Genomic DNA, 24,211 nt, shown 5'->3' with positions numbered 1-24,211 from the left:
ATGTTTAATATAATTAATCTAATTTTTATTTAGGTTTTATTTGCGTTTCCTATTATAAATGTGATACAATACAGAAAATTACTTAGGAGGATTAACGTGAATAATATCAATTTCGCAAATAACCTAAAGAAAATTAGAGAAGGGAAAGGAATGTCTAAGTCAGAGTTAGGAAGAAGAGTCGGTGTATCTGATGTGACTATCGGATATTGGGAGGCTGGCAAAACTGAACCTCGCATGGGTAAAGTAGAAATGATAGCTGATATTTTAGGAGTTAAGACTGATGATTTAATATTTGATAACAACCAACAAACATCGGAATTGAAAGAATCGAGTGAAGTTTATACAATCGAAGGTAAATCAAGATTAGTGCCTTTGTACGGAAGTATAGCGGCCGGGGTACCGTTAGAAATGATCCCAGTAGACGATAATATAGAAATCCCTGAATACATATTTAGCTGTCACCAAGAGGCATTTTTACTCCAGGTAAATGGAGACAGTATGAATAAAGTAGTTCCAAATGGATCATATGCATTAATCGATCCAACAGAAGAAATATCTAATGGCGATATTGTGGCTGTATCTGTAAATGGATATGAAGCAACCTTGAAAAGGTTTTATAAACTTCAAAACACCTTAGTCCTTGAACCTGACAGTTACAATACAGTACATTCAGCTAAATCCTTTGATGCTAACGTGGTAGAAGAAATAACCATTAATGTTATCGGTAAAATGGTTTGGTTCATGTCACCATTTAATATTAAATACTAAGGAGGCGTCATATTGAGAGTAGCAGCATACATACGTGTTTCAACGGATGAACAAGTGGAACAAGGTAATTCCCTGGCCGAACAAGAAGAGCGACTAAAGGCATACTGTGTTTCAATGGTGTGGGATGAGCCGGTTATATTCTCTGATGATGGAGTAAGTGCAAAAAATACTAAGCGGCCATTGTTAAGAAAAATGATAAAGAGGATTGAGAATAGAGAATTTGATCTTGTACTAACAACAAAGATAGACCGTTTGGGTAGAAACCTACTCGATTTATTGCAAATGGTCAATTTCTTCAAGGAGTATGATTGTGACTACGCATCATCAACTGAGAAGTTCGATACATCTACATCCGTTGGGAGAATGACACTTCAGCTACTTGGAACATTTGCGGAGTTTGAGCGCGAAAGAACGAGCGAGCGAGTTAAAGATAATATGATATCTCTTGCTAAGAATACAAATAAGGCGCTAGGAATCGCATGTTACGGGTATTTTATAAAGGATGGATTGTATGCCATTAATGAAGATGAAGCTAAACACGTTAGATATATGTTTGAATTAGCAGAACAAGGCCATGGGCATAGAATGATAGCTAAATTATTGAATGAATCAGGATCTACAACAAGGAAAGGGAAGATGTGGGATCAGGTCAATGTTAAGCGATTGATCAGCAATGAAATGTTATCAGGTGTCATGATATACAATAAAAGAGAAAATAAAAATGGTAAGACTGTAATTCGTGACAAGAGTAAATGGATAACCAACGAAGATAACCACCCCGCCATTATCCCCCTAGAGAAATTTGAGAAGATTCAACTAATATTCAAAGCACGCTCACGCTCACATAAACATGCTGATAATGAGTCTTATCTTCTTACCGGATTAGTTAAATGTAAGCATTGTGGCGGTAATATGAAGGGCAGTACAGCACGATATCAAAGAACGAGTGGGAATTATGCCTATTTTAGATACATTTGTTCATCTTATGTCTTGGGTTACGGATGTAAGCACCATGCATTTCATCGAGATCCATTTGAGAAACACATAATAGAAGAAATTGAAAAAGCGTATTATACTTCCGAAAAAAATCTTAATTTAAAAATAGCGATGACTGTGACTGACGAGGATGAAAAGGAAGATATAAAAAGACAACTTACAAGAATCGATAAAAGGATACAAAAACAAATTGAAGCATATGAGAATGATTTAATTTCAGCAAATGATTTAAAGGTAGCAAGTTCTCGAGTTGATGGTGAAAGGATCTTATTGTATGAAAAGTTAGAGGAATTGGAGAAAAAGAAGGGTAACGTACAAGGGGTTAAATCGAATATAAAAAAACTATTAGGCGATGTAACTGGCACAGATAGGCTAAAGGCAAAAAAAGCTTTGGCCCTACTAATAGAAAAAATTGTAGTTGAAGACGGTAAATTAGTTGATATTACATGGCGTTAGCCCTACATGCCTAAGCTTACAATAGGGTCACCTTTCGCTTGAATATAGGCAGCTGTGAATGGAACGCCGCTTGCATTCTCATAGAATAGGGCACTATCATGGGCCGCGTAATGCGGACCGAGACCCGCTGCTTTCAGTTGTTCAACAGAAGCATCTTTGGTTAGTTTGTAGATCATCGTCGCAATCATCTCGAGGTGAGCGAATTCTTCAGTACCAATATCTGTTAACAGACCAATAACTTTATCCGGTATTGTATACCGCTGATTTAAGTAACGTAACGCAGCAGCCAACTCTCCATCCGCACCACCATACTGTTCAGCCAAATATCTGGCCATTTGGGGATCACATTTACTAACCCTAACAGGATATTGCAATTTTTTCTCATACACCCACATGAACAAACCTCACCTCCGTTAGATTCTATACTTGCCAAGGCCAAGGGGATTGTGACCATTGCCATGGAAATCTTGAAAAAGCATGGCCAAAATGCATAAGAGGTCCGTATACTTCCTGGAACTGATGCGCAAGTCGCATTCTTTCTTGACTCAGTTGGTTATACTGTTGGATGCTTTTTAGATCGTCAGGATGTGTGTCAAGAAATAAGTTGAGTTCTACAAGAGCAAAATCTACGGTTTGAAGTTGTTCCAGCCATTCATAATACTGGTCATCACACTGTGTAAACTCCATCAAGAAGTCCTCCCTTGCGATTGTCTAGCAGTATATGGACTGTATAGTGCTGGCCAAAGCGTTCCCCGTCTTAGAGCTTCAGAAAGACTATACTGTGGCCAGCCTAATGGCTGGAATTGAATGAATTGATTAGGCGGTACCACATAAGTCCTACAGAGTAATGGCGGACAGGGATCGAAAGGACCAACAAAAGGTGTATAGCTTCGTATCTGTGAGTTCAACAAAAGTCTCCTCCTTAAGAATCATAATACCTACGCGTCTTTGTAATAAGCATATGACGTTAGCCCAGAAAATGAACTGAAATAAGACAAAAAAACTCCTTGGCTTGGCCTAGTTGTCGGCTTAAACCACAAGGAGCTTAAATAAAACGGAATGATCCAGCCATAGTGTACTTGGCTGAATCATCCCGTTCAGTGAGTGAATTTAAAACTTAATTTTGATATGGAACAAGCCCGCTTTACGCATGGCTACATAAATGATAATGACCAATGGCCCAATAAAGAAACCGATAACTCCAACTAATTTGAAACCAACATACATGCTAATCAGAGCAGGCAGTGCCCCAATACCAACGGCATCACCTATAATTTTAGGTTCAAGAACGCGACGCCAGACCGTAATTACTATAAAGAGGATCACTAATCCAAGAGCCGTATAGGTGTTCCCAACAATCATCAGATATATGGCCCAAGGGATTAGAACCGAACCCACACCAAGAATCGGTAGCAGATCGACAACGGTGACTAATAATGCGACAGCTAACGGATAGGATACCCCCAAAATTAGAAGACCTAGGAGTGTAACGACATAAGTCGAGATACTTAATATAAGCTGCGCACTTAGAAATCCAAAGATTGACCTTTTGAGACTAAGGATCACTTCATTCACTTGGCTCTGTGACTTTTCTTCAAAGAAAGATAGTACGCTACTACGCATCGTATCGAGACTGAAACTGAACAAATACACAGCTACGCAGAACACGATGAAGAATATAAACATATCCGGTATCCCTTTTGCAAAAGACAAAAATGAAGAAGAAACCGTATTTACCATGGATTGAACATACGAGGTCAGCGTAGATAGAAACTGTTGTACACTCGTTGCCACATCAGGCTGAAGACGGTCAAATAATCCTTCCGCCTGTATGTTCGTCTGTTGAATGAAATCATTCGCGCTTGAGAAATAACTAGGTGCATTCTTCCAATACTCCACAAGTTGAGTAAATACTTGAAGTCCCAAGATATACACCATCAAAAAGATCAAGAGTAGAAATAATGTACATGTGATGGTAGATGCCGCAATTCGATTTATCTTCAACCGTTGCATTAGGACCACATTAGCCGGCTCAATGAAGATAGCTACTAATGCTGCGAGAAGAAATGGCGAACCGATCGTAAAGAGACCATAAATGAATAGAAGACTTAACGTAATGAATATTAACTGCTTCCCAGACATTCCTCACATCCTTTAGAGATCATCCTGCTCTGTTTGTCTCACGGTGTCTGCTCGTATAATCATGACCCTAGTAATACGCAATCGAGTTGATTCCTCTACTTGAAATATGAAATTACCGATCTGCACATGATCGCCTTTGGTAGGACTTCCCTCTAGTTCTTTGAACAACCAACCTCCGATGGAATCGACTTCATTATCCTCAATCAAAACACCAGTCAGATCATTCACATCCTCAATAAGCATTCTCCCCTTCACAGAGATAATATCGCCATCAATTTCCACATTTTCGCGTTCATCATCCTCGAATTCATCGTATAAATCACCAACGATTTCTTCTAGGATTTCTTCCGCTGTTAGGATCCCAGCTGTTCCTCCGTACTCATCTACAACAAGTGTAAGCTGCGCATGTTTCTTTTGCATTAGGCGGAGGACTTGGCTGATCTCCATGGATTCCGGCACATTTAATATCGGTCGAAGCATGGATGTAAGATCCTCTTGTTGTTCCTTGTTCGCAAGTAGAAGATCCGTAATATGAATAAAACCAAGAATCTGATCTTTATCTTCTAATGCAACAGGATAACGAGAATGCTTGGTCTCATTAATTATCTTTATGTTGTCTTCAAGAGGTAAATTCACATATAAGCAAACCATATCTGTTCGAGGTAACATAACCTCCCGGGCTAGCAGATCTGAGAATTCAAAAATATTGTCCATCAGTTTCATTTCTTCTTTATCAATCACACCATTACGGGCGCTCTGGCTCATTAATAAACGGATTTCTTCCTCCGAATGTGCCCCTTCGGCCTCGCTGGCAGGTTGAATACCTATAATCCGAAGCAAGGCATTTGCTGAAGCATTCAATACCCAAATAAACGGGAAAAATATTTTGTAAAAAAAGATCAACGGAGCAGAAAGTGCAAGTACGGTCCCTTCTGTTCTTTGAAGCGCTATTGACTTGGGAGCTAATTCTCCTAATACAATATGTAAGAAGGTAATCAAACTGAAGCCAACCACAACACCTACTGTTGTAATCAACGTTGGATCGGTAATACCTAACTTAAACATGATTGGTTCAACAAGCAGTTCCGAAATAGCTGGCTCTCCGAGCCACCCTAGTGCCAGAGAAGTAAGCGTGATTCCAAACTGTGTCGCTGATAGATAAGAATCCAACTTATTGTTAACTTTCAGAGCAAATCCAGCCAATTTATTCCCTTCACTGACCAATTGTGTAATACGTGTTTGACGTATTTTCACAAGTGAAAATTCAGCCGCGACGAATACGCCATTTAACAATACAAGCAGCAATACTAGAGTTATATTTATTGTAAGTTCCCCGATTGCAAACTCTGTATGCAATACGAACGCCTCTTTTCTATAAACGGTTTGCGGTTCTTAATTTAAAGTTCACGTCTTTGTAATACATATCTGCTACGAGGAGATTTGGACCGCAACACCCCACAGCATCACAATGACAATTCACTTTTTGGTTCAGCGGATGCCCATTCGTCCATTGGTTGAAAATATCTTCAAGTGATTCATTCTTAATGTTCCCAAACGGAGGAATATCTGCAAAATCTGTCACATACACATCCCCGGAAAATAAATTCACATTCACGCGGTTACGACCATCAGGGTCGTTTCGAACTGTGACATTCTTTGATTCCTTTAATCGACGAAGCAACTTCAAATCTTCCTCCCGATCACTACAAGCGTAGAACGGAAGTGTACCGAATAACATCCACACAGACTCATCACGTGAATCAAGCAAATTGTATATGGATTTGCGCATATCTTCTAAGGACAATACCGGAAGGTTTGAAGCAAAGTTTGATGGATACATGGGATGAACTTCATGACGTTGACAGCCCATATCTACAATCAATTGATGAATCTCATCTAGCTTCGTATGTGTTCGATAATTAATCATGGATTCAGCTGAGATGTACATGCCCGCATCCGTAAGTTTACGTGTATTCTCAATCATGGTGTCATATAGACGGTACGCAGCCTCTTTACTAACTGGACGTCCACTGTTAGCAAATCCAACTTCATGGAAATCATCTCCGTTCAAGTAATTGAACGACATATGCATAACATCCAGGTAAGGAAGAAGCTTCTCATAGCGATCCATACCCATCGTCAAATTAGAGTTCATCTGAGATTTGATTCCACGTTCTTTCGCATATTTCAGCAGAGGGACAATGATTTCATCTACAGTTTGCTTACGAAATAGAGGTTCTCCACCTGTCATACTTATCGTTTCCAAATGTTCTACTTGGTCCAATCTTTTGAGCATCAGATCTAATGAAAGAGATTCAGGCTCTTTCATAACAAGCATATCTCCCACCGCACAATGTTCACACCGCATATTACAAAGATGAGTAACCGTCATTTCTACGCTAGTCAGGACATGCTGACCATACTTCCGAAGTGAATTTATAGGTTCCCATTGATCATACCTTGGTGATATCTGTTGCATGTTCATAGACCTTGCATTTTCTTCTGTAATCATATTCTCCACCCTGTTCCCTTTATTAACCAACAATATAATAGCCCAAACGTTTACTATATATCATATCACGAAGAGGGTTTTAAATCATTTTTCTTGATAATACATTTCTTGTTAACCATTCAAATATATTATTATCCCAATGCCCATCATAATCATACCTATCCCCAGAAGTGCCCGTATAGATAGTCAAAAAAACCATGCTACAACGACAGCTAAAGTGATAGTGACACATCTTTGTGCCCACTGTACATTAGCTTTTAATACTGTCATTGTTTCATGGAATTCTTATTTAATCGATGTATCGGCAAACGTATCTAACCCTTCAACTTGTGTAATGACGATAGACAAAAGTTGTGTCAAATCCATATCATAAGGTGCTTTTAGTGCTTCCCCAAATTCGTTAGTCAGAATACGAACTACAGGTCGTTGAGGCATACTTGGATCTATTCTACATACCACTCCGGTCTCTCCAGAACTAAGCTTAACACTCATTCCTGGCGGATAAATGGCGACCTTATCACGAAACACTTGTAGCTTCTTCTGATCAAACAGAATACCCGCCCCCCCATACAAGATCTCCATGGCTTGATGTGGTAGCATTGCTTTCTTATACACACGATGAGAAGTCATAGCATCATATGAATCAGCCATTCCTAACCACTGTGCGTATTCATGAATTTCAGAACCTTTCAGCCCTCGTGGATACCCTGTACCATTTAATCTCTCGTGATGCTGTAACGCACAGTGGGCTGCAAGTAAAGGGATATCAGGTTCGTCCTTCAGTATTTTGAAACCTATTTCCGTATGAGACTTAATTTGTTCATATTCCTTCTCATCAAGCTTTTCAGGCTTCAGTAATACCTTAAGTGGAATCTGAGTCTTCCCAATATCATGCAGAAGTGATCCTACGCCAAGCACCTTAAGCTGTTCGTGAGACAAGCCACCCGCAGCACCAAGAATTAATGTATATATACATACATTTAACGAATGCCTATACAAATAATGATCGGTCTGGTTCATATCCATAAGCATGATCATCGTCACTTCTTGGCTATTCAGATCATCTAGAATGGATTGCATTACAACAGAGAAGTCTCTGCCTAAATGCCGATACCCACCACTACTACGTGAGGTTATAGGCGATTCCGATATTTTTTGAAAACTTGATTGAATGGCACGAAGGGCATTGCGCCGTGTTTCTTCATGCAAGACCTCAGGGATGACAATATCCTCTGTTAATACGTCTTGAATATATACATAATCAATTCCAATTCCAATTAATCTACGAATCAGATTATTCGTCAATTCCACGCCTACTGCCAATAGCGTAACGCCATCGGCACTATATATTTTCTTGCCTAATTTCATGCCTTCTTTAAGCTTCTGTACAGGTACTAGTCGCAAAGTATATCCTCCTACATGGACGAATAATGTCATGATACATCAAATCCGTTACATTGATCTCACAATCGAGAACAATCGGCTTGGATGCGATTAGTTCAGTATAAATATCCAGAATACAGCTGCGAGTACAAATCGATAGATTGCAAAGTGAGTAAGTCTAATTCTCTGAATATGTTTCATAAAGGCCAATACTACAAAGTACGCAACTACAAATGCTACGAGAAACCCTATTACAAACACGCCTATAGTATCACTATTAAAATTTTGGTATGAATCGAGTAATTCATAACCCGATGCAGCACACATAATCGGAATAGCGATCAAAAAGGAGAAATCCGCAGATGCTTTATAACTAACACCGCTTAGCATTCCCCCAGAAATGGTAGAACCGGAACGTGAAAATCCTGGCCATAGAACAGATATAATCTGATATAATCCGATCAATAACGCCTGCTTGTAAGTCAAGTCATCTAAATCATGTGCTGTGACATTCGATTTGGATTTATTAAACCATTCTGCAAAGATCATAAATATACCACCTGCTACTAATGCCCATACCACCGTGTTCGCACTAAACAAACTTTTAATAAAATCTCTCGCAAAAAAAGCAACAATCAATGCAGGACCAATCCCCAATATCACATGAATAAGGTCAAGCCCTTTCTTTGATCCAGTTCCAACAACGGTTGATTTATCATTTCGTTTAATTCCGAGCAAGCCCAAGATTCGGCGCCAATACACAATCGCAATCGCAAGGATAGCCCCTAATTGAATAACAATTTCAAAGGTTTTCATAATATCCGTTTGATCATTAAATCCCATCGCTTTGGACGTCAAGATCATGTGCCCCGTAGAAGATACCGGTATGAATTCCGTAATCCCTTCCACAATCCCAAGAATAATAGCTGTAATCGTATCCATTATATCCTCCTAAATGTTTCTGTTCTAAATGACATTATATGTTGAAATCCTGATAACTTAGACTTCAGAGTGCCATCTTATCTCATGACAATCCTCGAGACTACCCGGACGTTGAAGTTCAATACTTAATAAGTCTCTCAGAAATTCTGGTAGAATAAACGTTCTATCCGTACCCTTTGCAATTCTTTCGTAACCTATTCCAAAAGTGAACATATCAATGGTACCTACAACATACTCTTGATCATCACATAAAGGAATTCCATTGACACTAACACTTATTATCCTATCATAAGGGATTCGGGTACTGTCGTACAAGACCTCTGCTCCATCAAGTGCTATACTCCCTAATATCTTCCCCCGAAATCCATACCCAAAGATTTTCTTTTCCTTATACTCAGACAATAGACTTTGTTCTAGTGTATAGCGAATATCACTGCCTTTTAACTTAAGAATACAAGGATTAATAGGTGACGGACATAATTGATGTAACATCCCCACTGTGATATTTCCCTCAGGGAGAGATCCTAACAGTTGCCCCGTATTAACCATAGCAATATCTGTCTTTGTGAATTGTCGTAATGACTGTGCCATGATATTACCAAAAGGAGACTCCTGACACTCTTCATTCAGCAATAATGCATGATCTGTTACGGTTATGGTACGTTGTAACACCTTTTCGGCTTGTGTACGATGAATCTCCAATGCTGTAGTTATCCTGTCATCCTTTTGCATCGGATCTACAGGTAAACACCCTCCCCATACCACTTTAAATGTCCCATCACCATCTCGCTCCATAACAACTTTACCAACGAATTGTCCGAACTTACCCGCACCACAAATACTAGTATTACCGATATGTATTGGTTCCTCAAGTAAGTGATGTGTATGTCCACCTAGAATTAGATCTATGCCATCTAAGTTAGTCGCGAGTTCACGATCTGTCGGCAATCCTAAGTGAGATAGAAGAATAAGAATATCAACTTGTGGTCTAAGGATTGCTATCTGCTCCTTTATTGCCATTTCAGGATCAATCGCTTCCCACCCAAGAAGTCTGTAGAATTCGTCAAATGGTGCGGTTACGCCAATGATTCCTATGTTGATATTCCCTTTGGTTATGATCATATGTTCCTTCATCCAACTTGGACGAAGACCACTAGCTACTTCACGAATATTACAGCAGACGACGGGACACAACAATCCGCTATATGCTCTCTCTAACATGTCAGGTGTGAACGTAAGACCCTCATTGTTACCTATCGTAATCGCGTCGTAGTTCGTTAAATTAATGATATCCGTATTCGCTAGCCCAACACTACCTTCTGTCTCTACTGACATGCGATCCATATGATCACCTATATCCAACAGAAGAAGGGGACTGTCTGAAACAAGATTTTTTTCTGTGTTTATCAATTCAGCGATGGAACTTACCATTTCAAAATGACTATGTATATCATTGGTATGCAGAATGGTTAGTTTTTCTTTCTGAATCTGTATCATGATGATTGTCCCCCCTCTCTTTTCTTCCCAATTCAATCAAATCTATTTCAAGACTACCCACCCGTTTACTTCCTCATAATGCTTACGCTTAATCATAACATTTCCTTAATGATTGTGGTATATTGAAGGGGAAAACCGACATAATACGAGGTGCATAAATATGATAATCAAAATTAGACTTTTTGCTGGACTAGCTGAACTACTAAATACTACTGTACTCGATTTCTCCATAGATCAGTTGCCCATTAGCGTGGATCAATTAAAAGTTTCACTTTCTTCTGCCTATCCCGAAGCGTCATCCCAAATTTCAGTATCCTTCTTTGCTATCAATGAAGAATATGCTACAGGCGAAATGATGATTACCGAAGACGATGAAGTCGCTCTTATCCCGCCAGTATCTGGAGGGGATGGACACAAATCACTCATAGAAAGAAGTTCAGATGGGATGTATGTCATCACGGACGAACCTCTGTCTATTGAAGAAGTATATTCCAAAGTACTGAACAATAATCATGGCGCTACGCTCTCCTTCGTCGGGACCACAAGAGAAATGACCGGAGACAAGCGAACCGTCCATTTAGAATATGAAGCTTATATCCCAATGGCATTATCTTATTTAGAAAAAATAGGCACTGAATTGAACATACGTTGGCCAGGTACGATTTGTGCTATTTCACATCGAATAGGAAAGGTTGATATCAAAGAAGTCAGTGTAATCATTGCCATTTCTTCAGCACATCGAGATATTTGCTATGAGGCGAGTCGATATGCCATTGAGAACTTAAAACAATCTGTTCCTATCTGGAAAAAAGAGATTTGGGATGATGGACATACGTGGAAAGGTGTTGACCAACAAGAAAGTTGGGACCCTCTCTCACGTTAATATCGTATATCCAATTTATTCTTGATATGATATATTTATTATAAATATAAGTGAGGTGCTTCCTCTTGAGAGTTCATGTAACCGATTTAAAACCAGGAGATATTTTGCAAGCGGATACCTTTAATGATAAAGGCCTTCATGTACTAAAGAAATATGCTGAATTAGGAACAACTGAGATAAATAAACTAATTCAGCATGGTGTTGATTATGTCGATGTTGAGTCTCTTACTACGACCGAGAATCAATATAATTCAACCAAAAATCAGGAGTCTCTAGCCAAGGCTAAACCTCTTTTAGCAAATGCTATTGATGGATTCGAGAATATATTCTTGGAAGCTATCAGTACTGGAAAAGTTAATAGTAGTATGGTAGACGATATCTTCCATCCTTTGGTTGATGAATTATCAGACCAATCAGATGTTGTATCATTATTGTTAGCGAATGATTTCACTGATGACTATACTTACCAGCATTCTATGCAAGTTGGGATGTTATCCTATTATATTGCCAGTTGGCTTGGATACACCAAGAAGGATGCCTATGCAGTTGGTAAAGCAGGTTATTTACAGGATATAGGTAAATGTAGAATCCCTCGGGAACTACTTAACAAACCCACTAAATTAACACAAGACGAATTTGAAGAAGTGAAGCTACATACCACTTATGGTTATGAAATTATTCGTAGTTCTTCCATGGATGAAGTAAGCGCTTTAGTTGCTCTGCAACATCATGAACGCGACGATGGCAGTGGATATCCTCTTAGATTGCATGTACATAACATTCATCCATTCTCACAAATCACAGCTGTCGCTGATGTGTTCAGTGCGATGACCACGAATCGTGTCTATCAATCCAAGCAAGAATTATTAACCGTGCTTCGTGAGATATACAGCTTAAGCTTCGGTAAATTGAATGCTAAACCTACTCAAGTCTTCATAAGACATATGCTTCCAAACTTCATTGGAAAGAACGTGCTCTTATCCGATGGTCAAATAGGAACGATTGTCATGACAAATCCCATAGATTCATTTCGTCCTCTCATCCAAATCGAGTCTACCTTTCTTGACCTTTCCACCCAACGAAATTTATCAATTGAAAAATTATTTATGTAAAACAGTAAAAGCAGGCTAACTTTCATAGGTAGCCTGCTTTTGTTATATCATCCATTTTGTTTCGCCTGTCCAGAAGCTACCCGTAGTTCATCAGCCAATCGACCAATCTCCTTTTTCTCTTCAGGAGTCTTAGCTGCTCCCCACGCTGGCTTGAGATACTTTTCGATGATTGCATTTGCATCCTTTATATCCACTTTAGATAGCCCCACTTTCGCGTAATAGTCTTGCAAGTACTTCGTAGGTTCAACAACACCAATCTCCGTATCCGTGTAACCAAATGAAGGTGCACATGCCTTACGTATCTCATAATGAAGATGTGCGCCTGTACTTTTCCCAGTACTTCCTTGAAGCCCCACCTTATCCCCTCTCAGTAGCTTATCTCCAACCTGAACCATTGCCATAGATAAATGAGCATAACAATGCAGATACCCTTTGTCGTCCTTGATTGCTACCACGATACCGTAGTCACCAAATCCTGAGCCTTTCAATCCTTCTTTCGCATGAATAACTTCTCCAGCTACAAATGCGTATAGTTGCCCCGAAGATGACGTAGTTACAAGATCAATGCCTCTGTGAAACTTGGGTACTTTGTTTATTGGATCAATCCTCATCCCGAATGGACTCATGAGTCTAAATGATTCAAATGGGTTCATTGCTATCCTCTCTCCTTTTCGTTCCAATCAACTCTCAATTCATTCATATATTTTATTCTTATAATCTATTCCTGCTTGTGCGTTTCCTTTGACGAATAAGCCGATTGCAAGTCAATATAACAAAAAAACATGTCTGAGCTTCTTAAACACCAAAGTGTAAAAGATAACCCAGACATGTTTTACTTGTTACTTAAAAGATAGAAATTATTTTAAGAAAAGAATTAACCAATAGAACCTTCCATCTCGAACTTGAATAATACACGTTTTCAAATCGTTTTAAATAATGCAGAAACCGTTGATTTAATGACGTTTCTGCATCCTCACTTTCAAAACGTATCATCTATTCTTTAAATGAATCGGCACGATATCGGCACGTTTAATTTTTAACTTCATTCCATACAGAGCATTGAAATGATGTTCTTCCCTCTCCTATTCACGGTTATCTTTGTAAAAAAAAGAGCCCCCATGTATAGGAAGCACTTTCTTTTACAAATCAAGAAATTAAGCTAATTGCTTTTCTATTCTGTCTAAAAATTCAAGAATTTTACTAACATCTTCTTTATTAAATGACTTGCATTGATATCTAGATCTATGACTATAGTCCTCAAGTGTACTATACAAAGCACCAACAGGTCTTAAGGTAGAAATCCTGGTCATTGCTACTCTACGAGTTTTATGGTCTTTAGTTCCTTTACTAGTCTTATCTACAATTACGCCTTCGATTAAGTGAACCGCTGCATAGAATGCCATCGTAATCAACCAATCGTTTGGAGGGCTATCTAATTGATTAACAACAGCTATTGTGGCTTTATTCTTTTCAAATTGACGCTTGTGCTGTTGAGCAGTAGCCAATATCATTACCTCCCAAAAACAAGTTGCGCATCACTAGGCAACAAATCCGAATTGAATTGATCAAGGGGAACAGGCTTAAATTCAAAATCGAAATGGGAAATACTATCCTGCAATTCCCAATAAAGCTCAAAAATTTCTAATGTAATATCCGGATTATCATCTGCAAGTGTAATAAGAAATATATGTTCTTCACGACTAACAAAATAATAGACTTCATTCACAAAAGAATTCTTACTTAGATTTGAAACGACGATCTTATTATATTCATTACCCATCTCCTGATCACCACCCATACTATGGATATGTGATCTAGGCTTTACACTTTCCAATTTTTTTAAACCTGCACTTGTCTCATTGAATTCTTCTTCCATTAATTCTATGTACTTTTTAGCAAAAGATAATGAATTTAATGACTCCTTGCCGATTTGTTCCTTTTCCTTATAACCCTGAACTTTCCAGTATAGTCCTTGAGACTCTCTCATCAAACTATCTAATTCCTTTTCAAGTGGTTCATTATAATTAGCCTGATACCGTTCCCTATATTTGTCTGCTATTACTTGGGCGCTATTCATTAACTTTCACCTCTATAGGAACATAGGATAGATTATTATCTGGGGAGTTAATGCCATTTGCTATGTCGTTAAGTTCTTTATAACTCAAAACATAAAATTCTTTGAATTCATCAAAAGAGATTAAGTCTCTACTCGAACTCAAATTTACACTAGCATAATTATACTTATCTCCTTCATCGCTCATTAATCTAATCCTAATAGAACCTTCACCATCTTTAGCTCTTGTCTCAAGCGTAATATCAAAATGTTTTAATGGTAAACTACTTAGATTAAGATTAAGAATAGTTTCAGGACCCTGTACTAAAAATAAACCAACCATTTCTAATCTTTTGAAAGATACATGTTTCAGATTCATCTCAGAATATACTAATTGAATAATTTCTATAACTCTTTCATCTGCTTCGGACGCAAATACTACTGTTAAAGTCTCCTCAGTAAAGCTGCATGTCATTATCTTATTACCATTTCTTAATTCAATCGAATCTTTAAGTATCTCTGTTTCTTCAAACCCGTATTGTTCCTTTAAAGGTCTTATTAAATCAAATTCTACTTTTTTAAGATCAACTCCGGAATGTTTTAAACTTATCTCAATGAAAAATGGTGAGAACATAATAATCCTCCTGAAAAACCTATTTATATATACCATAATATCTCATTTGAATGCGTGAAAGTCAATTATTTCTAAACTCTCTTAAGTTTTTATTACTACCAACTACTTCTATCGTATGTGGCAGTCTTGATATCATGACACGGAAAAATAGAAACAGACGAACTTAAAAAGTTCGCCTCTTACACTAAGAGAAAAATCTGAATCGGCACGCACACTTTTCCTCACTTCTCAAACGGGTCACAAACGTTGTTACACCAACGCTTTCAGGACTTACCCGATAGAACCTTCCATCTCGAACTTGATGAGACGGTTCATTTCTACTGCATACTCCATTGGAAGTTCTTTCGTGAACGGTTCAATGAAGCCCATAACGATCATTTGAGTTGCTTCCGCATCTGTAAGACCACGGCTCATAAGGTAGAAGAGTTGATCTTCTGATACCTTGGATACCGTTGCTTCATGCTCAAGCGTAATGTTGTCATTCATGATCTCATTATAAGGAATTGTATCTGAAGTAGATTCGTTATCTAGGATCAATGTATCACACTTGATATTAGACTTAGCCCCTTCAGCTTGGCGTCCGAAGGAAGCCAGACCACGATAGGTTACTTTACCACCATGTTTACTGATTGATTTAGATACAATCGTAGATGTTGTGTCTGGTGCTAAATGGATCATTTTAGCTCCAGCATCCTGATGTTGACCTTTACCTGCAATCGCAATGGACAATACCATTCCTTTTGCTCCACGGCCCTTAAGAACAACAGAAGGATATTTCATTGTTAGTTTGGAACCAATATTTCCATCTACCCATTCCATCGTTGCATTTTCTTCTGCTACAGCACGTTTCGTAACTAGGTTATAGATATTCGGAGCCCAGTTCTGAATCGTTGTATAACGCACGCGTGCGTTCTTCTTACAGATGATTTCAACAACCGCACTGTGTAGAGAATTCGTGCTGTATATTGGAGCTGTACAGCCTTCTACATAGTGAACATGGCTATCTTCATCAGCGATAATCAACGTACGTTCGAATTGTCCCATGTTCTCTGAGTTAATGCGGAAATATGCTTGTAAAGGCATTTCACATTTAACACCCTTTGGTACATAGATAAAGCTACCACCGGACCATACAGCACTGTTAAGAGCTGAGAACTTATTATCTGCTGTTGGAATAACGGTGCTGATATATTCTTTAACGATTTCCGGATGCTCTCTAAGTGCCGTATCCATATCCATGAAAATAACGCCTTGATCCTCAAGGTCCTTCTGCATGCTATGATAGACTACTTCAGATTCATACTGTGCAGATACTCCAGCTAGGAACTTCTGCTCAGCTTCAGGAATCCCAAGCTTATCAAATGTTTCTTTGATCTCAGAAGGAACTTCCTCCCATGTTTTCCCTTGTTTATCGGAAGCTCTTACGAAATATTGAATTTCATTGAAATCCAAATCATCCATGTTCCCACCGAAATTAGGCATAGGCATTTTCTCAAATGTTTCTAACGCCTTCAGACGGAATTCAAGCATCCATTCTGGTTCGTTCTTAATACGAGAAATTTCCATAACAATTTCACGTGTTAACCCTTTTCCTGTCTTGAATATGGACTCATGTTCATCGCGAAATCCATATTTATATTCTTCTAATTCTGGTGATTTCTTAGCCATGTTATGTCAACTCCCTATCATTATTTGTTGAACTGTTCCTCGTCAATCACTTTCCGTAGTGCATTCCAAGAGAGCGTTGCGCATTTAATGCGTGCAGGGAACTTATTCACTCCAGATAAGGCTTCAATATCTTCATAATCATCAAATTGAACGTCTTCACCCAGCATAAGCTGCGAGAATCGTGCAGTCATTTCCCTAGCTTCATCCAAGGTTTTACCTTTCACTGCTGCTGTCATCATCGAAGCTGAAGACATACTGATCGAGCATCCATCTCCAGTATATCTGGCATCTTCTACAATGCCATTATTCACCTTTAGCTGCAGTGTGATCTTGTCGCCGCATGTAGGATTGTTTAAATCGACCGTTATAGCGCCATCTTCAAACTTTCCTTTGTTACGAGGGTTTTTATAATGATCCATGATTACTTGCCGGTATAAATCATCAAGTTGCATCGCCAAAATACTCCTTTGTCTGGATTAAGGCACTTATAAGACGATCAACGTCATCCTTTGTATTGTATAAATAGAAGCTCGCACGTACCGTAGAGTTTACGTCTAACCAGCGCATAAGTGGCTGGCAACAATGATGTCCTGCCCGAACGGCTATACCACTTGCATCCAGAACGGTAGCTACATCATGAGGGTGAACCTCACCTAGATTAAAGGTGACAAGTCCAACTTCACGAGTACGTGGACCATAGATAGTAATTCCCTTAACCTCTGACAAACGATCCATGGCGTATGAAGCTAATTCAATCTCATGGCGTTCAATGTTATCCATTCCGATGTCATTAAGGAAATCAATAGCAGCACCTAATCCGACAGCACCCGCAATGATAGGCGTTCCACCTTCAAACTTCCACGGTAGTTCTTTCCATGTTGAATCGTAGAGACCTACTTCATCAATCATTTCTCCTCCGAATTCAACCGGCTCCATAGACTCCAGCAGTGCCTTCTTGCCGTAAAGTACACCGATTCCGGTTGGACCACACATTTTGTGAGAAGAGAAAGCATAGAAATCACTATCTAAATCTTGAACATCCACTTTCATATGTGGCGTGCTCTGAGCACCATCCACCACAATAATAGCTCCGTGTCGATGGGCAATTTCAGCAATCTGTTTTACGGGATTCACGACTCCCATAACATTCGATACATGTGCAATGGATACGATTTTAGTCTGAGCTGTTACAGCTTTTTCTACTTCAGCCAGATCCACCGATCCATCTGATTGCAAGGTAATATATTTGAGCGTAGCACCGGTAGCTTTAGCTACCTGCTGCCACGGAATGAGATTGCTATGATGTTCCATAGGTGTAATCACGATTTCGTCGCCCACACCACATACAGCGCGTGCATAAGATGAAGCAACCAAATTTAAAGCCGATGTCGTTCCTCGAGTGAAGATAATCTCTTGTGTACTTTTGGCATTAATGAAACGGGCCACCTTTTCGCGAGCACCTTCATATGCATCTGTAGCACGGCTACCGAGCGTATGCACTCCACGATGCACGTTCGCATTGTCCCATTGATAATAATGCTGCAGTGCATCAAGAACCACACGAGGCTTCTGAGAAGTAGCTGCGCTATCCAAATATACTAATGGATGTCCATTGATCTCCTGCTGCAAAATAGGGAATTGCTCCCGCACGTCAAGATTCATCGTCCCAACTTCCTTTCAACCAATGCCTGAAGTTGCGTCCGTAAGCCTTCAAGTGGAATTTGAGATACCACTGGAGCCAAGAAACCATAAATAATCAAAGCTTCAGCCTCTATACGGGAAATACCACGAGACATTAGGTAATAGACTTGCTCTGCATTCACTTGTCCAACAGATGCAGCATGTCCTGCGGTAACGTCATCTTCATCGATAAGAAGAATTGGATTCGCATCTCCACGTGCTTTCGGACTTAGCATCAATACTTTCTCCGTTTGCTGTCCGTCTGCTTTGGAAGCACCATGTTCAATCTTCGTAATACCATTGATAATAGCTGTAGATTGTTCACGTAATACGGCACGTGTAATCATTTGACTTGGAGTGTTTTTGCCGAAATGCTGAGCTCTAGTTGTGTAGTTCAGCTTCTGCGCACCTGATCCAACAGCGATAATCTTAGCGTCCGTAGATGCACCATTGCCTTTGAGAATAGAACTTGTGTCGCTCATTGTATTCCCGTCATTCATCTCACCAACGATCCATTCAATCACGCCATCATTCTCAACGATAGCACGACGGTAACTTAAATCAGTTACTTGATCGCCCAATTGATGAACCGTAGCATAACGAACCTTAGCTCCAGCTTTTACAAATACTTCAACAGATCCATTATGGACCACATTACCCTCAATCTCACCAGACACATAATTATCCACATAGGTTACGGAGCTGTTAGTATCTGCAATGATCAATATATGTGGAGCAAACGTTGATTGTACCTCATCTGTTAAGAAAATTGCCTGAAGAGGTAAAGTAACTTCTACGTTCTTAGGTACATATAGGAAGACTCCGCCATTCCATAGTGCAGCATGCAGTGCAGTAATGGCGTTCTCGCCTTTCTCAATAGCCTTATGCAAGTAGCTCTTCACTAAATCTCCATGTTCACTTGCAGCTGTATGAAGATCCATGAAAATAATGCCTTGTTTAGCTAATTCAGCAGAAAGATGAGTATAGACTACACCAGAATTATGTTGAACAATAAGGCTACCTTCTAAGTTTTCTTCCTTAATCAATCCTTGAACAGACGTTGGAAGATTCTCTAAAGAATCGATCACAGTCGTTGCTTGATAGGCACCATAAGTTTGCGTGTTCCAACGATCAATTCTTGTCTTCTCAAGACGAGGAAGTTCCAATTGACCCGCCAATTCCAACGCTTCAAGGCGAAGTTCTGTTAACCAAGCTGGTTCATTATTTCCTAACGAAATTTCTTTTAAACTTTCGGTATTAACCGGAAGAATGGTTTGTGTTGTCATATCTTTGTCCTCCTCCCGTTATATTTACGCTTGACCTACTGTTTCGTCTTCAATACCCAATTCTTCTTTAACCCAGTCGTAACCTTCAGCTTCTAGACGTTGAGCCAACTCAGGTCCGCCAGACTTCACGATTCTACCTTGCATCATAACGTGAACGAAATCAGGCTTAATGTAGTCCAATAGGCGTTGGTAATGCGTGATAATAAGGAAACCACGATCTTCGCTTCTCATTGCATTAACACCATTAGCTACAATTTTTAGTGCATCTATATCAAGACCGGAATCTATTTCATCTAAAATAACAATTTTAGGATCTAACATCATCATTTGTAGAATTTCATTACGTTTCTTTTCTCCACCAGAGAAACCTTCGTTAAGATAACGGTGTAGGAACTCAGGGTTCATATCAAGCTCTTTCATCTTCGCTTCCATTTGACGAATGAATCTAATCAATGAAATTTCGCTTCCTTCTTCACGGCGTGCGTTAATTGCAGAACGAAGGAAATCGGAATTGGTAACACCGCTGATTTCACTTGGATATTGCATACCCAAGAATAGTCCTGCACGAGCACGTTCATCAACAGCCATCTCAAGTACTTCTTCATCATCCAACAATACTGTACCTGCTGTTACTTCATACTTAGGATGTCCCATCAAAGCAGAAGCCAATGTACTCTTACCTGTACCGTTTGGACCCATGATTGCGTGGATTTCTCCACCTTTCATCTTCAAGTTAATACCTTTCAGTATTTCTTTACCTTCGATTGATGCTTTAAGTCCTTCAATGACGAAATTTGTAGTCATGTTTATTATTCCCTCCGCTATTTTGATTATTTGTATTAAAAATGAAAAACTATATTTGAAATGGAGTCTCTCTCCAATTTCAAGCATGTGTTATGTTGTTTATACTTATTCTAAACTAAATCAGCCTGATTCTCAATGATTCTCATTAATTTTATACTAAAGTTATTTAAAATCAAGCATATATGCGCTTAGCGCTGTGATTTTTATCACTGTTTATTTTTTAAATACATGTTATAAGGAAAATGGGCTTAGCTGAGTAGTTCAGCCAAGCCCATTTTCTTCTACATTAAACCTGCTTGATTACCCCTGTAAAGCACGAAGCATCCACATATGTTTCTCGAAATCACCTTTAATCGTAATCAAGATGTCTCCAGTAACGTGGTCATGAGCATTTTCCGCAAGATCGATGCCTTCTTCAAGTTCTTCTGCCACTGTCGCCAAATCTTCGATCAGATTCTGCACCATCTTACTTGCATCCTCTTTACCATCAGCTTCTTGAATTGTCGTAATATCGAGAAATTCCTTCATTGTTGCAACTGGACTTCCTTTGAGTGTCAAAAGACGTTCAGCTACCTCGTCCATTTTCAAAGTAACATCATTATATATTTCTTCAAATTTCACATGTAATGTAAAGAACTTCTCTCCGCGTACATACCAATGGTAATTATGTAGCTTCACATACAATACATTCAAATTCGCAACTTGTTGATTCAGAACTTGCTCTAATGTAGTCTTTTGTGTAGTTGAAGTTGATTTTGTCATGATAAATCCCATCCTTTTCAGTAATATGTGATACAAGACTGCCTATAAAAAGACAAGCGAGTTATTAGAATTGGATCATTTCTTAAGTTAAATCATCTGGCATTGGTTACCCGCTTGCCTATATATACTTTAACCATTCTACCTATGTGTTGAAACATCAAAGGTCACATTTCCCTCAAATTAAGTGTACAAAATATGTCTTATTTCCGTTATACTAAATTATACCTAGTTAACGAGTAGGGATAACATTCTTTATATTTTACCGGAGGTGAATCCTTTGTCCACATATCATCCTTTTAATAATGAAGAAGCTATTGCATATGTCAAAGAAATTCCTAACTTCTTCTCTCAAGAATCCAACCTCGTATGCCGTGAAATCGGTGACGGAAATCTAAATTTAGTGTTTCATATTAGCGACCAAGATACTGCTAAGAGTATCATTGTCAAGCAAGCCCTTCCTTATGCAAAAGTCGTAGGAGAATCTTGGCCCCTTTCCTTGGATAGAGCAAGAATAGAACGAGAAGCGCTTCAAATTCAGCATCAGCTCTCCCATGGACATGTACCTATCGTCTATGCTTATGACGAAGAGCTGGCACTTACCGTTATGGAAGACCTAAGCGATCATGTCATTATGCGACAAGGCCTACTCAATGGTGAACAGTATCCTTTGTTTGCTGAGCATATTGGAGAATTCTTAGCGAATACGCTCTTTTACACATCTGATCTAGCCTTAAATCCCGTAGATAAAAAAGAACAATCCAAAAAATTCATCAATCCAGATTTATGTAAAATTACAGAGGACCTTATCTTTGAGGATCCCTACCATATTTCAGACAATAACAACTATCCTGTTACCATTGAGGATGAAGCGCAGAGTTTACGTGATAATCTAGACCTCCATTTAGAAGTAGCTTTATTAAGAGAAAAGTTTCTAACCCAATCTCAAGCATTGTTACATGGTGATTTACATACGGGGAGTATCTTTGTTACTCAGACATCCACTAAAGTAATTGACCCAGAGTTTGCATATTATGGCCCTATGGGATTTGATATTGGAGCTGTAATAGCTAATCTCATACTCAATTATGTAGCACAACCTGGCTGGAATGATTCCGAACTCGCAGTTCAGGAGAAAGAAGCACAACTTCTACTCACGGTGGGCAATGTTTGGAACAAATTCGAATCTAGCTTCCGTGCATTATGGAATAAAGATGTTCAAGACCTCATGGCTCGCACACCTGGATATCAAGATTTGTACATTGCACGCGTCTTACAGGATACTGTAGGATTTGCCGGTTGCAAAATAATACGCCGCATTGTAGGCTTGGCTCATGTTGCCGATATTGATACAATCGTAAGTGAAGAATTGAAAGAGACAGCACAACGTAAGGCGCTGGCCATCGGGAAACAACTCATTCTAAATCACCGGCATATCTCTTCTATTGAAGAATTGCTCCGTATCGTACAAGATACAAATCCAACTTCTAGACAAGGAGCTACAACATGACTACCACAAACGCAATGAACGCACCTTTATCTTCCCTTACTTGGGGAGATGATAGACTGATCCTGCTTGACCAGAGATTGTTGCCTGAATCCATTATTATGCTTGATCTGTATACTCCCGAAGAAGTATGGGATGCCATTCATACCATGAAGGTACGTGGTGCACCGGCAATCGGAATCGCAGCTGCATATGGTGTAGTCCTTGGTGCTCGTCGTATTTCACAAGATCACAACGACAACCAAATCTGGTTGGATCAAGTCCTTGAAGTCTGCAAATACCTAGCGACTTCAAGACCAACTGCTGTAAATCTCTTCTGGGCGCTAGATCGTATGAAGAACAAAGCTACGACACTTATCCAAGAAGGACATGACATACTTGAGCTCAATCAAGCACTTCTTACGGAAGCACAAGCTATTCAATCCGAAGATGAAGAAGTATGTCGTATGATTGGTGAACATGCACTCCCATTATTCCATGATGGAATGGGCGTCCTAACGCACTGTAATGCAGGTGGTCTGGCTACTGCCAAATATGGAACGGCTCTTGCTCCTATGTATCTTGCTCACGAACAGGGCATCAAGTTAAAAGTATTTGCTGATGAGACTCGTCCCGTGTTACAGGGCGCAAGGTTAACTGCATTTGAACTACAACAAGCCGGAATTGATGTTACCCTAATCTGCGATAATATGGCTGGTATGGTGATGTCCAAAGGATGGATTCAAGCTGTCATCGTAGGAACTGACCGTGTTGCAGCTAACGGAGATGTATGCAATAAGATTGGTACCTACAGTGTAGCTGTACTTGCCAAAGCACATGGAATACCATTCTATGTTGCCTGCCCTCTCTCAACGATTGATCTAAACACTGCGACAGGCAATGAAATTCCTATTGAGGAAAGACCGGCAGAAGAAATAACCGAAGGGTTCGGCAAACGAACTGCACCCCAGGATATTAAAGTATTTAACCCTGCCTTCGATGTCACTCCAAATGAATATGTAACGGCTATCATTACTGAAAAAGGCATTATTCAAGCGCCTTACAACGAAAATCTAGCTGCTATTTTTTCGAAATAATTCTTCTAATTGAATTGAAATCTAAATACACATAAAGCAAAAAGACCAATTCG

At 39.3% G+C, this 24,211-nt stretch carries 24 protein-coding genes and 1 pseudogene; 6 read left to right on the top strand and 19 right to left on the bottom strand.

The genetic code is table 11. The features are described 5' to 3' along the window. Nucleotides 1-96: 96 nt before the first annotated feature. Nucleotides 97-768 carry an XRE family transcriptional regulator gene (locus BW961_RS11045; RefSeq protein ID WP_082867519.1) on the top strand — a complete coding sequence of 224 codons (672 nt, stop codon included), beginning with the start codon at nt 97-99 and terminating at the stop codon, nt 766-768. A 12-nt stretch (nt 769-780) separates the two neighbouring features. Then, nucleotides 781-2,220 carry a recombinase family protein gene (locus BW961_RS11040; RefSeq protein ID WP_068586846.1) on the top strand — a complete coding sequence of 480 codons (1,440 nt, stop codon included), beginning with the start codon at nt 781-783 and terminating at the stop codon, nt 2,218-2,220. Nucleotides 2,221-2,231: 11 nt separating this feature from the next. On the opposite strand, the pseudogene BW961_RS11035 reads toward BW961_RS11040, so the two are convergent. From BW961_RS11035 to BW961_RS10995, 9 genes and pseudogenes are all read right to left on the bottom strand, one after another. Further along, nucleotides 2,232-2,615, bottom strand: a pseudogene (locus BW961_RS11035) (manganese catalase family protein); the annotation flags it as partial. Between the two features lie 25 nt (nt 2,616-2,640). Continuing rightward, the gene (locus BW961_RS11030; protein ID WP_068586844.1) at nt 2,641-2,907 is read right to left on the bottom strand and encodes a spore coat protein CotJB; all 267 of its coding nucleotides are present in this window, start codon (nt 2,905-2,907) and stop codon (nt 2,641-2,643) included. Then, complete coding sequence (locus BW961_RS11025) at nt 2,907-3,128, bottom strand: spore coat associated protein CotJA (RefSeq protein WP_139331613.1); 222 nt, start codon at nt 3,126-3,128, stop codon at nt 2,907-2,909. Before BW961_RS11025 ends, BW961_RS11030 begins: the two co-directional genes overlap by 1 nt. A 202-nt stretch (nt 3,129-3,330) precedes the next feature. Beyond that, the gene (gene ytvI, locus BW961_RS11020) at nt 3,331-4,362 is read right to left on the bottom strand and encodes a sporulation integral membrane protein YtvI (RefSeq protein WP_068586841.1); all 1,032 of its coding nucleotides are present in this window, start codon (nt 4,360-4,362) and stop codon (nt 3,331-3,333) included. A gap of 12 nt (nt 4,363-4,374) precedes the next feature. Next, nucleotides 4,375-5,718, bottom strand: a complete 1,344-nt coding sequence (locus tag BW961_RS11015; protein ID WP_068586839.1) for a hemolysin family protein — start codon at nt 5,716-5,718, stop codon at nt 4,375-4,377. Nucleotides 5,719-5,734: 16 nt separating this feature from the next. Then, on the bottom strand, nt 5,735-6,874 hold the full coding sequence (gene yfkAB, locus BW961_RS11010) for a radical SAM/CxCxxxxC motif protein YfkAB (protein WP_244555933.1): 1,140 nt from the start codon (nt 6,872-6,874) through the stop codon (nt 5,735-5,737). A 285-nt stretch (nt 6,875-7,159) separates the two neighbouring features. Further along, nucleotides 7,160-8,278 carry an HD-GYP domain-containing protein gene (locus BW961_RS11005; protein ID WP_068586836.1) on the bottom strand — a complete coding sequence of 373 codons (1,119 nt, stop codon included), beginning with the start codon at nt 8,276-8,278 and terminating at the stop codon, nt 7,160-7,162. 90 nt (nt 8,279-8,368) lie between these two features. Beyond that, nucleotides 8,369-9,199 carry an undecaprenyl-diphosphate phosphatase gene (locus tag BW961_RS11000; protein WP_068586834.1) on the bottom strand — a complete coding sequence of 277 codons (831 nt, stop codon included), beginning with the start codon at nt 9,197-9,199 and terminating at the stop codon, nt 8,369-8,371. Between the two features lie 57 nt (nt 9,200-9,256). Next, a complete protein-coding gene (locus BW961_RS10995) occupies nt 9,257-10,696 on the bottom strand; it encodes a bifunctional metallophosphatase/5'-nucleotidase (protein ID WP_068586833.1) in 1,440 nt (479 codons plus the stop codon). Nucleotides 10,697-10,856: 160 nt separating this feature from the next. On the opposite strand from BW961_RS10995, the gene BW961_RS10990 reads away from it, so the two are divergent. Together BW961_RS10990 and BW961_RS10985 are read left to right on the top strand one after the other, a co-directional pair. Then, nucleotides 10,857-11,579, top strand: coding sequence for a molybdenum cofactor biosynthesis protein MoaE (locus tag BW961_RS10990; protein ID WP_068586831.1), 723 nt, complete (start codon nt 10,857-10,859; stop codon nt 11,577-11,579). 65 nt (nt 11,580-11,644) lie between these two features. After that, nucleotides 11,645-12,691 (top strand): HD-GYP domain-containing protein, encoded by a 1,047-nt coding sequence (locus BW961_RS10985; RefSeq protein WP_068586828.1) that lies wholly within the window; start codon nt 11,645-11,647, stop codon nt 12,689-12,691. 47 nt (nt 12,692-12,738) lie between these two features. Here BW961_RS10985 and BW961_RS10980 read toward each other — a convergent pair whose 3' ends face one another. The 10 genes from BW961_RS10980 to BW961_RS10935 all read right to left on the bottom strand — a co-directional run bounded on the left by BW961_RS10980 (nt 12,739) and on the right by BW961_RS10935 (nt 21,578). After that, entirely contained in the window at nt 12,739-13,344 is a 606-nt protein-coding gene (locus BW961_RS10980; RefSeq protein WP_068586826.1) for a M23 family metallopeptidase, read from the bottom strand. 501 nt (nt 13,345-13,845) lie between these two features. Continuing rightward, entirely contained in the window at nt 13,846-14,196 is a 351-nt protein-coding gene (locus tag BW961_RS10975; RefSeq protein ID WP_068586824.1) for a HEPN domain-containing protein, read from the bottom strand. Nucleotides 14,197-14,201: 5 nt separating this feature from the next. After that, a complete protein-coding gene (locus BW961_RS10970; protein WP_068586821.1) occupies nt 14,202-14,768 on the bottom strand; it encodes a hypothetical protein in 567 nt (188 codons plus the stop codon). After that, on the bottom strand, nt 14,761-15,378 hold the full coding sequence (locus BW961_RS10965) for a hypothetical protein (RefSeq protein ID WP_068586817.1): 618 nt from the start codon (nt 15,376-15,378) through the stop codon (nt 14,761-14,763). Before BW961_RS10965 ends, BW961_RS10970 begins: the two co-directional genes overlap by 8 nt. 270 nt (nt 15,379-15,648) lie before the next feature. Beyond that, nucleotides 15,649-17,046 (bottom strand): Fe-S cluster assembly protein SufB, encoded by a 1,398-nt coding sequence (gene sufB / locus BW961_RS10960; protein WP_068586814.1) that lies wholly within the window; start codon nt 17,044-17,046, stop codon nt 15,649-15,651. A gap of 20 nt (nt 17,047-17,066) precedes the next feature. Further along, a complete protein-coding gene (gene sufU, locus BW961_RS10955; RefSeq protein ID WP_068586811.1) occupies nt 17,067-17,498 on the bottom strand; it encodes a Fe-S cluster assembly sulfur transfer protein SufU in 432 nt (143 codons plus the stop codon). Then, nucleotides 17,488-18,708 carry a cysteine desulfurase gene (locus BW961_RS10950; RefSeq protein ID WP_068586810.1) on the bottom strand — a complete coding sequence of 407 codons (1,221 nt, stop codon included), beginning with the start codon at nt 18,706-18,708 and terminating at the stop codon, nt 17,488-17,490. The genes sufU and BW961_RS10950 overlap by 11 nt, the downstream gene beginning before the upstream one ends. Further along, nucleotides 18,705-20,012 carry a Fe-S cluster assembly protein SufD gene (sufD, locus tag BW961_RS10945; protein ID WP_068586807.1) on the bottom strand — a complete coding sequence of 436 codons (1,308 nt, stop codon included), beginning with the start codon at nt 20,010-20,012 and terminating at the stop codon, nt 18,705-18,707. The genes BW961_RS10950 and sufD overlap by 4 nt, the downstream gene beginning before the upstream one ends. A gap of 24 nt (nt 20,013-20,036) precedes the next feature. Further along, entirely contained in the window at nt 20,037-20,816 is a 780-nt protein-coding gene (gene sufC / locus BW961_RS10940; RefSeq protein ID WP_068586804.1) for a Fe-S cluster assembly ATPase SufC, read from the bottom strand. Between the two features lie 300 nt (nt 20,817-21,116). Then, on the bottom strand, nt 21,117-21,578 hold the full coding sequence (locus BW961_RS10935) for a Dps family protein (protein ID WP_068586801.1): 462 nt from the start codon (nt 21,576-21,578) through the stop codon (nt 21,117-21,119). Nucleotides 21,579-21,855: 277 nt separating this feature from the next. Here BW961_RS10935 and mtnK point away from each other — a divergent pair, with 277 nt between their 5' ends. After that, nucleotides 21,856-23,085, top strand: coding sequence for an S-methyl-5-thioribose kinase (gene mtnK / locus BW961_RS10930; RefSeq protein WP_068586798.1), 1,230 nt, complete (start codon nt 21,856-21,858; stop codon nt 23,083-23,085). Then, on the top strand, nt 23,082-24,158 hold the full coding sequence (gene mtnA, locus BW961_RS10925) for an S-methyl-5-thioribose-1-phosphate isomerase (RefSeq protein ID WP_068586795.1): 1,077 nt from the start codon (nt 23,082-23,084) through the stop codon (nt 24,156-24,158). Before mtnK ends, mtnA begins: the two co-directional genes overlap by 4 nt. The last annotated feature ends 53 nt before the right edge of the window (nt 24,159-24,211 follow it).

This window comes from Paenibacillus macquariensis (genome assembly GCF_900156375.1).
Lineage (GTDB): Bacteria > Bacillota > Bacilli > Paenibacillales > Paenibacillaceae > Paenibacillus_AQ > Paenibacillus_AQ macquariensis.
This window is presented reverse-complemented; position numbering and strand designations above follow the sequence as displayed.

Coding starts and splice junctions, on each gene's coding strand:
- ytvI (WP_068586841.1), bottom strand. CDS start 4,362: ATGTCTGGGAAGCAGTTAATATTCATTACGTTAAGTCTTCTATTCATT.
- BW961_RS10965 (WP_068586817.1), bottom strand. CDS start 15,378: ATGTTCTCACCATTTTTCATTGAGATAAGTTTAAAACATTCCGGAGTT.
- BW961_RS11000 (WP_068586834.1), bottom strand. CDS start 9,199: ATGGATACGATTACAGCTATTATTCTTGGGATTGTGGAAGGGATTACG.
- sufU (WP_068586811.1), bottom strand. CDS start 17,498: ATGCAACTTGATGATTTATACCGGCAAGTAATCATGGATCATTATAAA.
- BW961_RS10970 (WP_068586821.1), bottom strand. CDS start 14,768: ATGAATAGCGCCCAAGTAATAGCAGACAAATATAGGGAACGGTATCAG.
- yfkAB (WP_244555933.1), bottom strand. CDS start 6,874: ATGATTACAGAAGAAAATGCAAGGTCTATGAACATGCAACAGATATCA.
- sufD (WP_068586807.1), bottom strand. CDS start 20,012: ATGACAACACAAACCATTCTTCCGGTTAATACCGAAAGTTTAAAAGAA.
- sufC (WP_068586804.1), bottom strand. CDS start 20,816: ATGACTACAAATTTCGTCATTGAAGGACTTAAAGCATCAATCGAAGGT.
- mtnA (WP_068586795.1), top strand. CDS start 23,082: ATGACTACCACAAACGCAATGAACGCACCTTTATCTTCCCTTACTTGG.
- BW961_RS10990 (WP_068586831.1), top strand. CDS start 10,857: ATGATAATCAAAATTAGACTTTTTGCTGGACTAGCTGAACTACTAAAT.
- BW961_RS10980 (WP_068586826.1), bottom strand. CDS start 13,344: ATGAACCCATTTGAATCATTTAGACTCATGAGTCCATTCGGGATGAGG.
- BW961_RS10935 (WP_068586801.1), bottom strand. CDS start 21,578: ATGACAAAATCAACTTCAACTACACAAAAGACTACATTAGAGCAAGTT.
- sufB (WP_068586814.1), bottom strand. CDS start 17,046: ATGGCTAAGAAATCACCAGAATTAGAAGAATATAAATATGGATTTCGC.
- BW961_RS10995 (WP_068586833.1), bottom strand. CDS start 10,696: ATGATACAGATTCAGAAAGAAAAACTAACCATTCTGCATACCAATGAT.
- BW961_RS11030 (WP_068586844.1), bottom strand. CDS start 2,907: ATGGAGTTTACACAGTGTGATGACCAGTATTATGAATGGCTGGAACAA.
- BW961_RS10950 (WP_068586810.1), bottom strand. CDS start 18,708: ATGAATCTTGACGTGCGGGAGCAATTCCCTATTTTGCAGCAGGAGATC.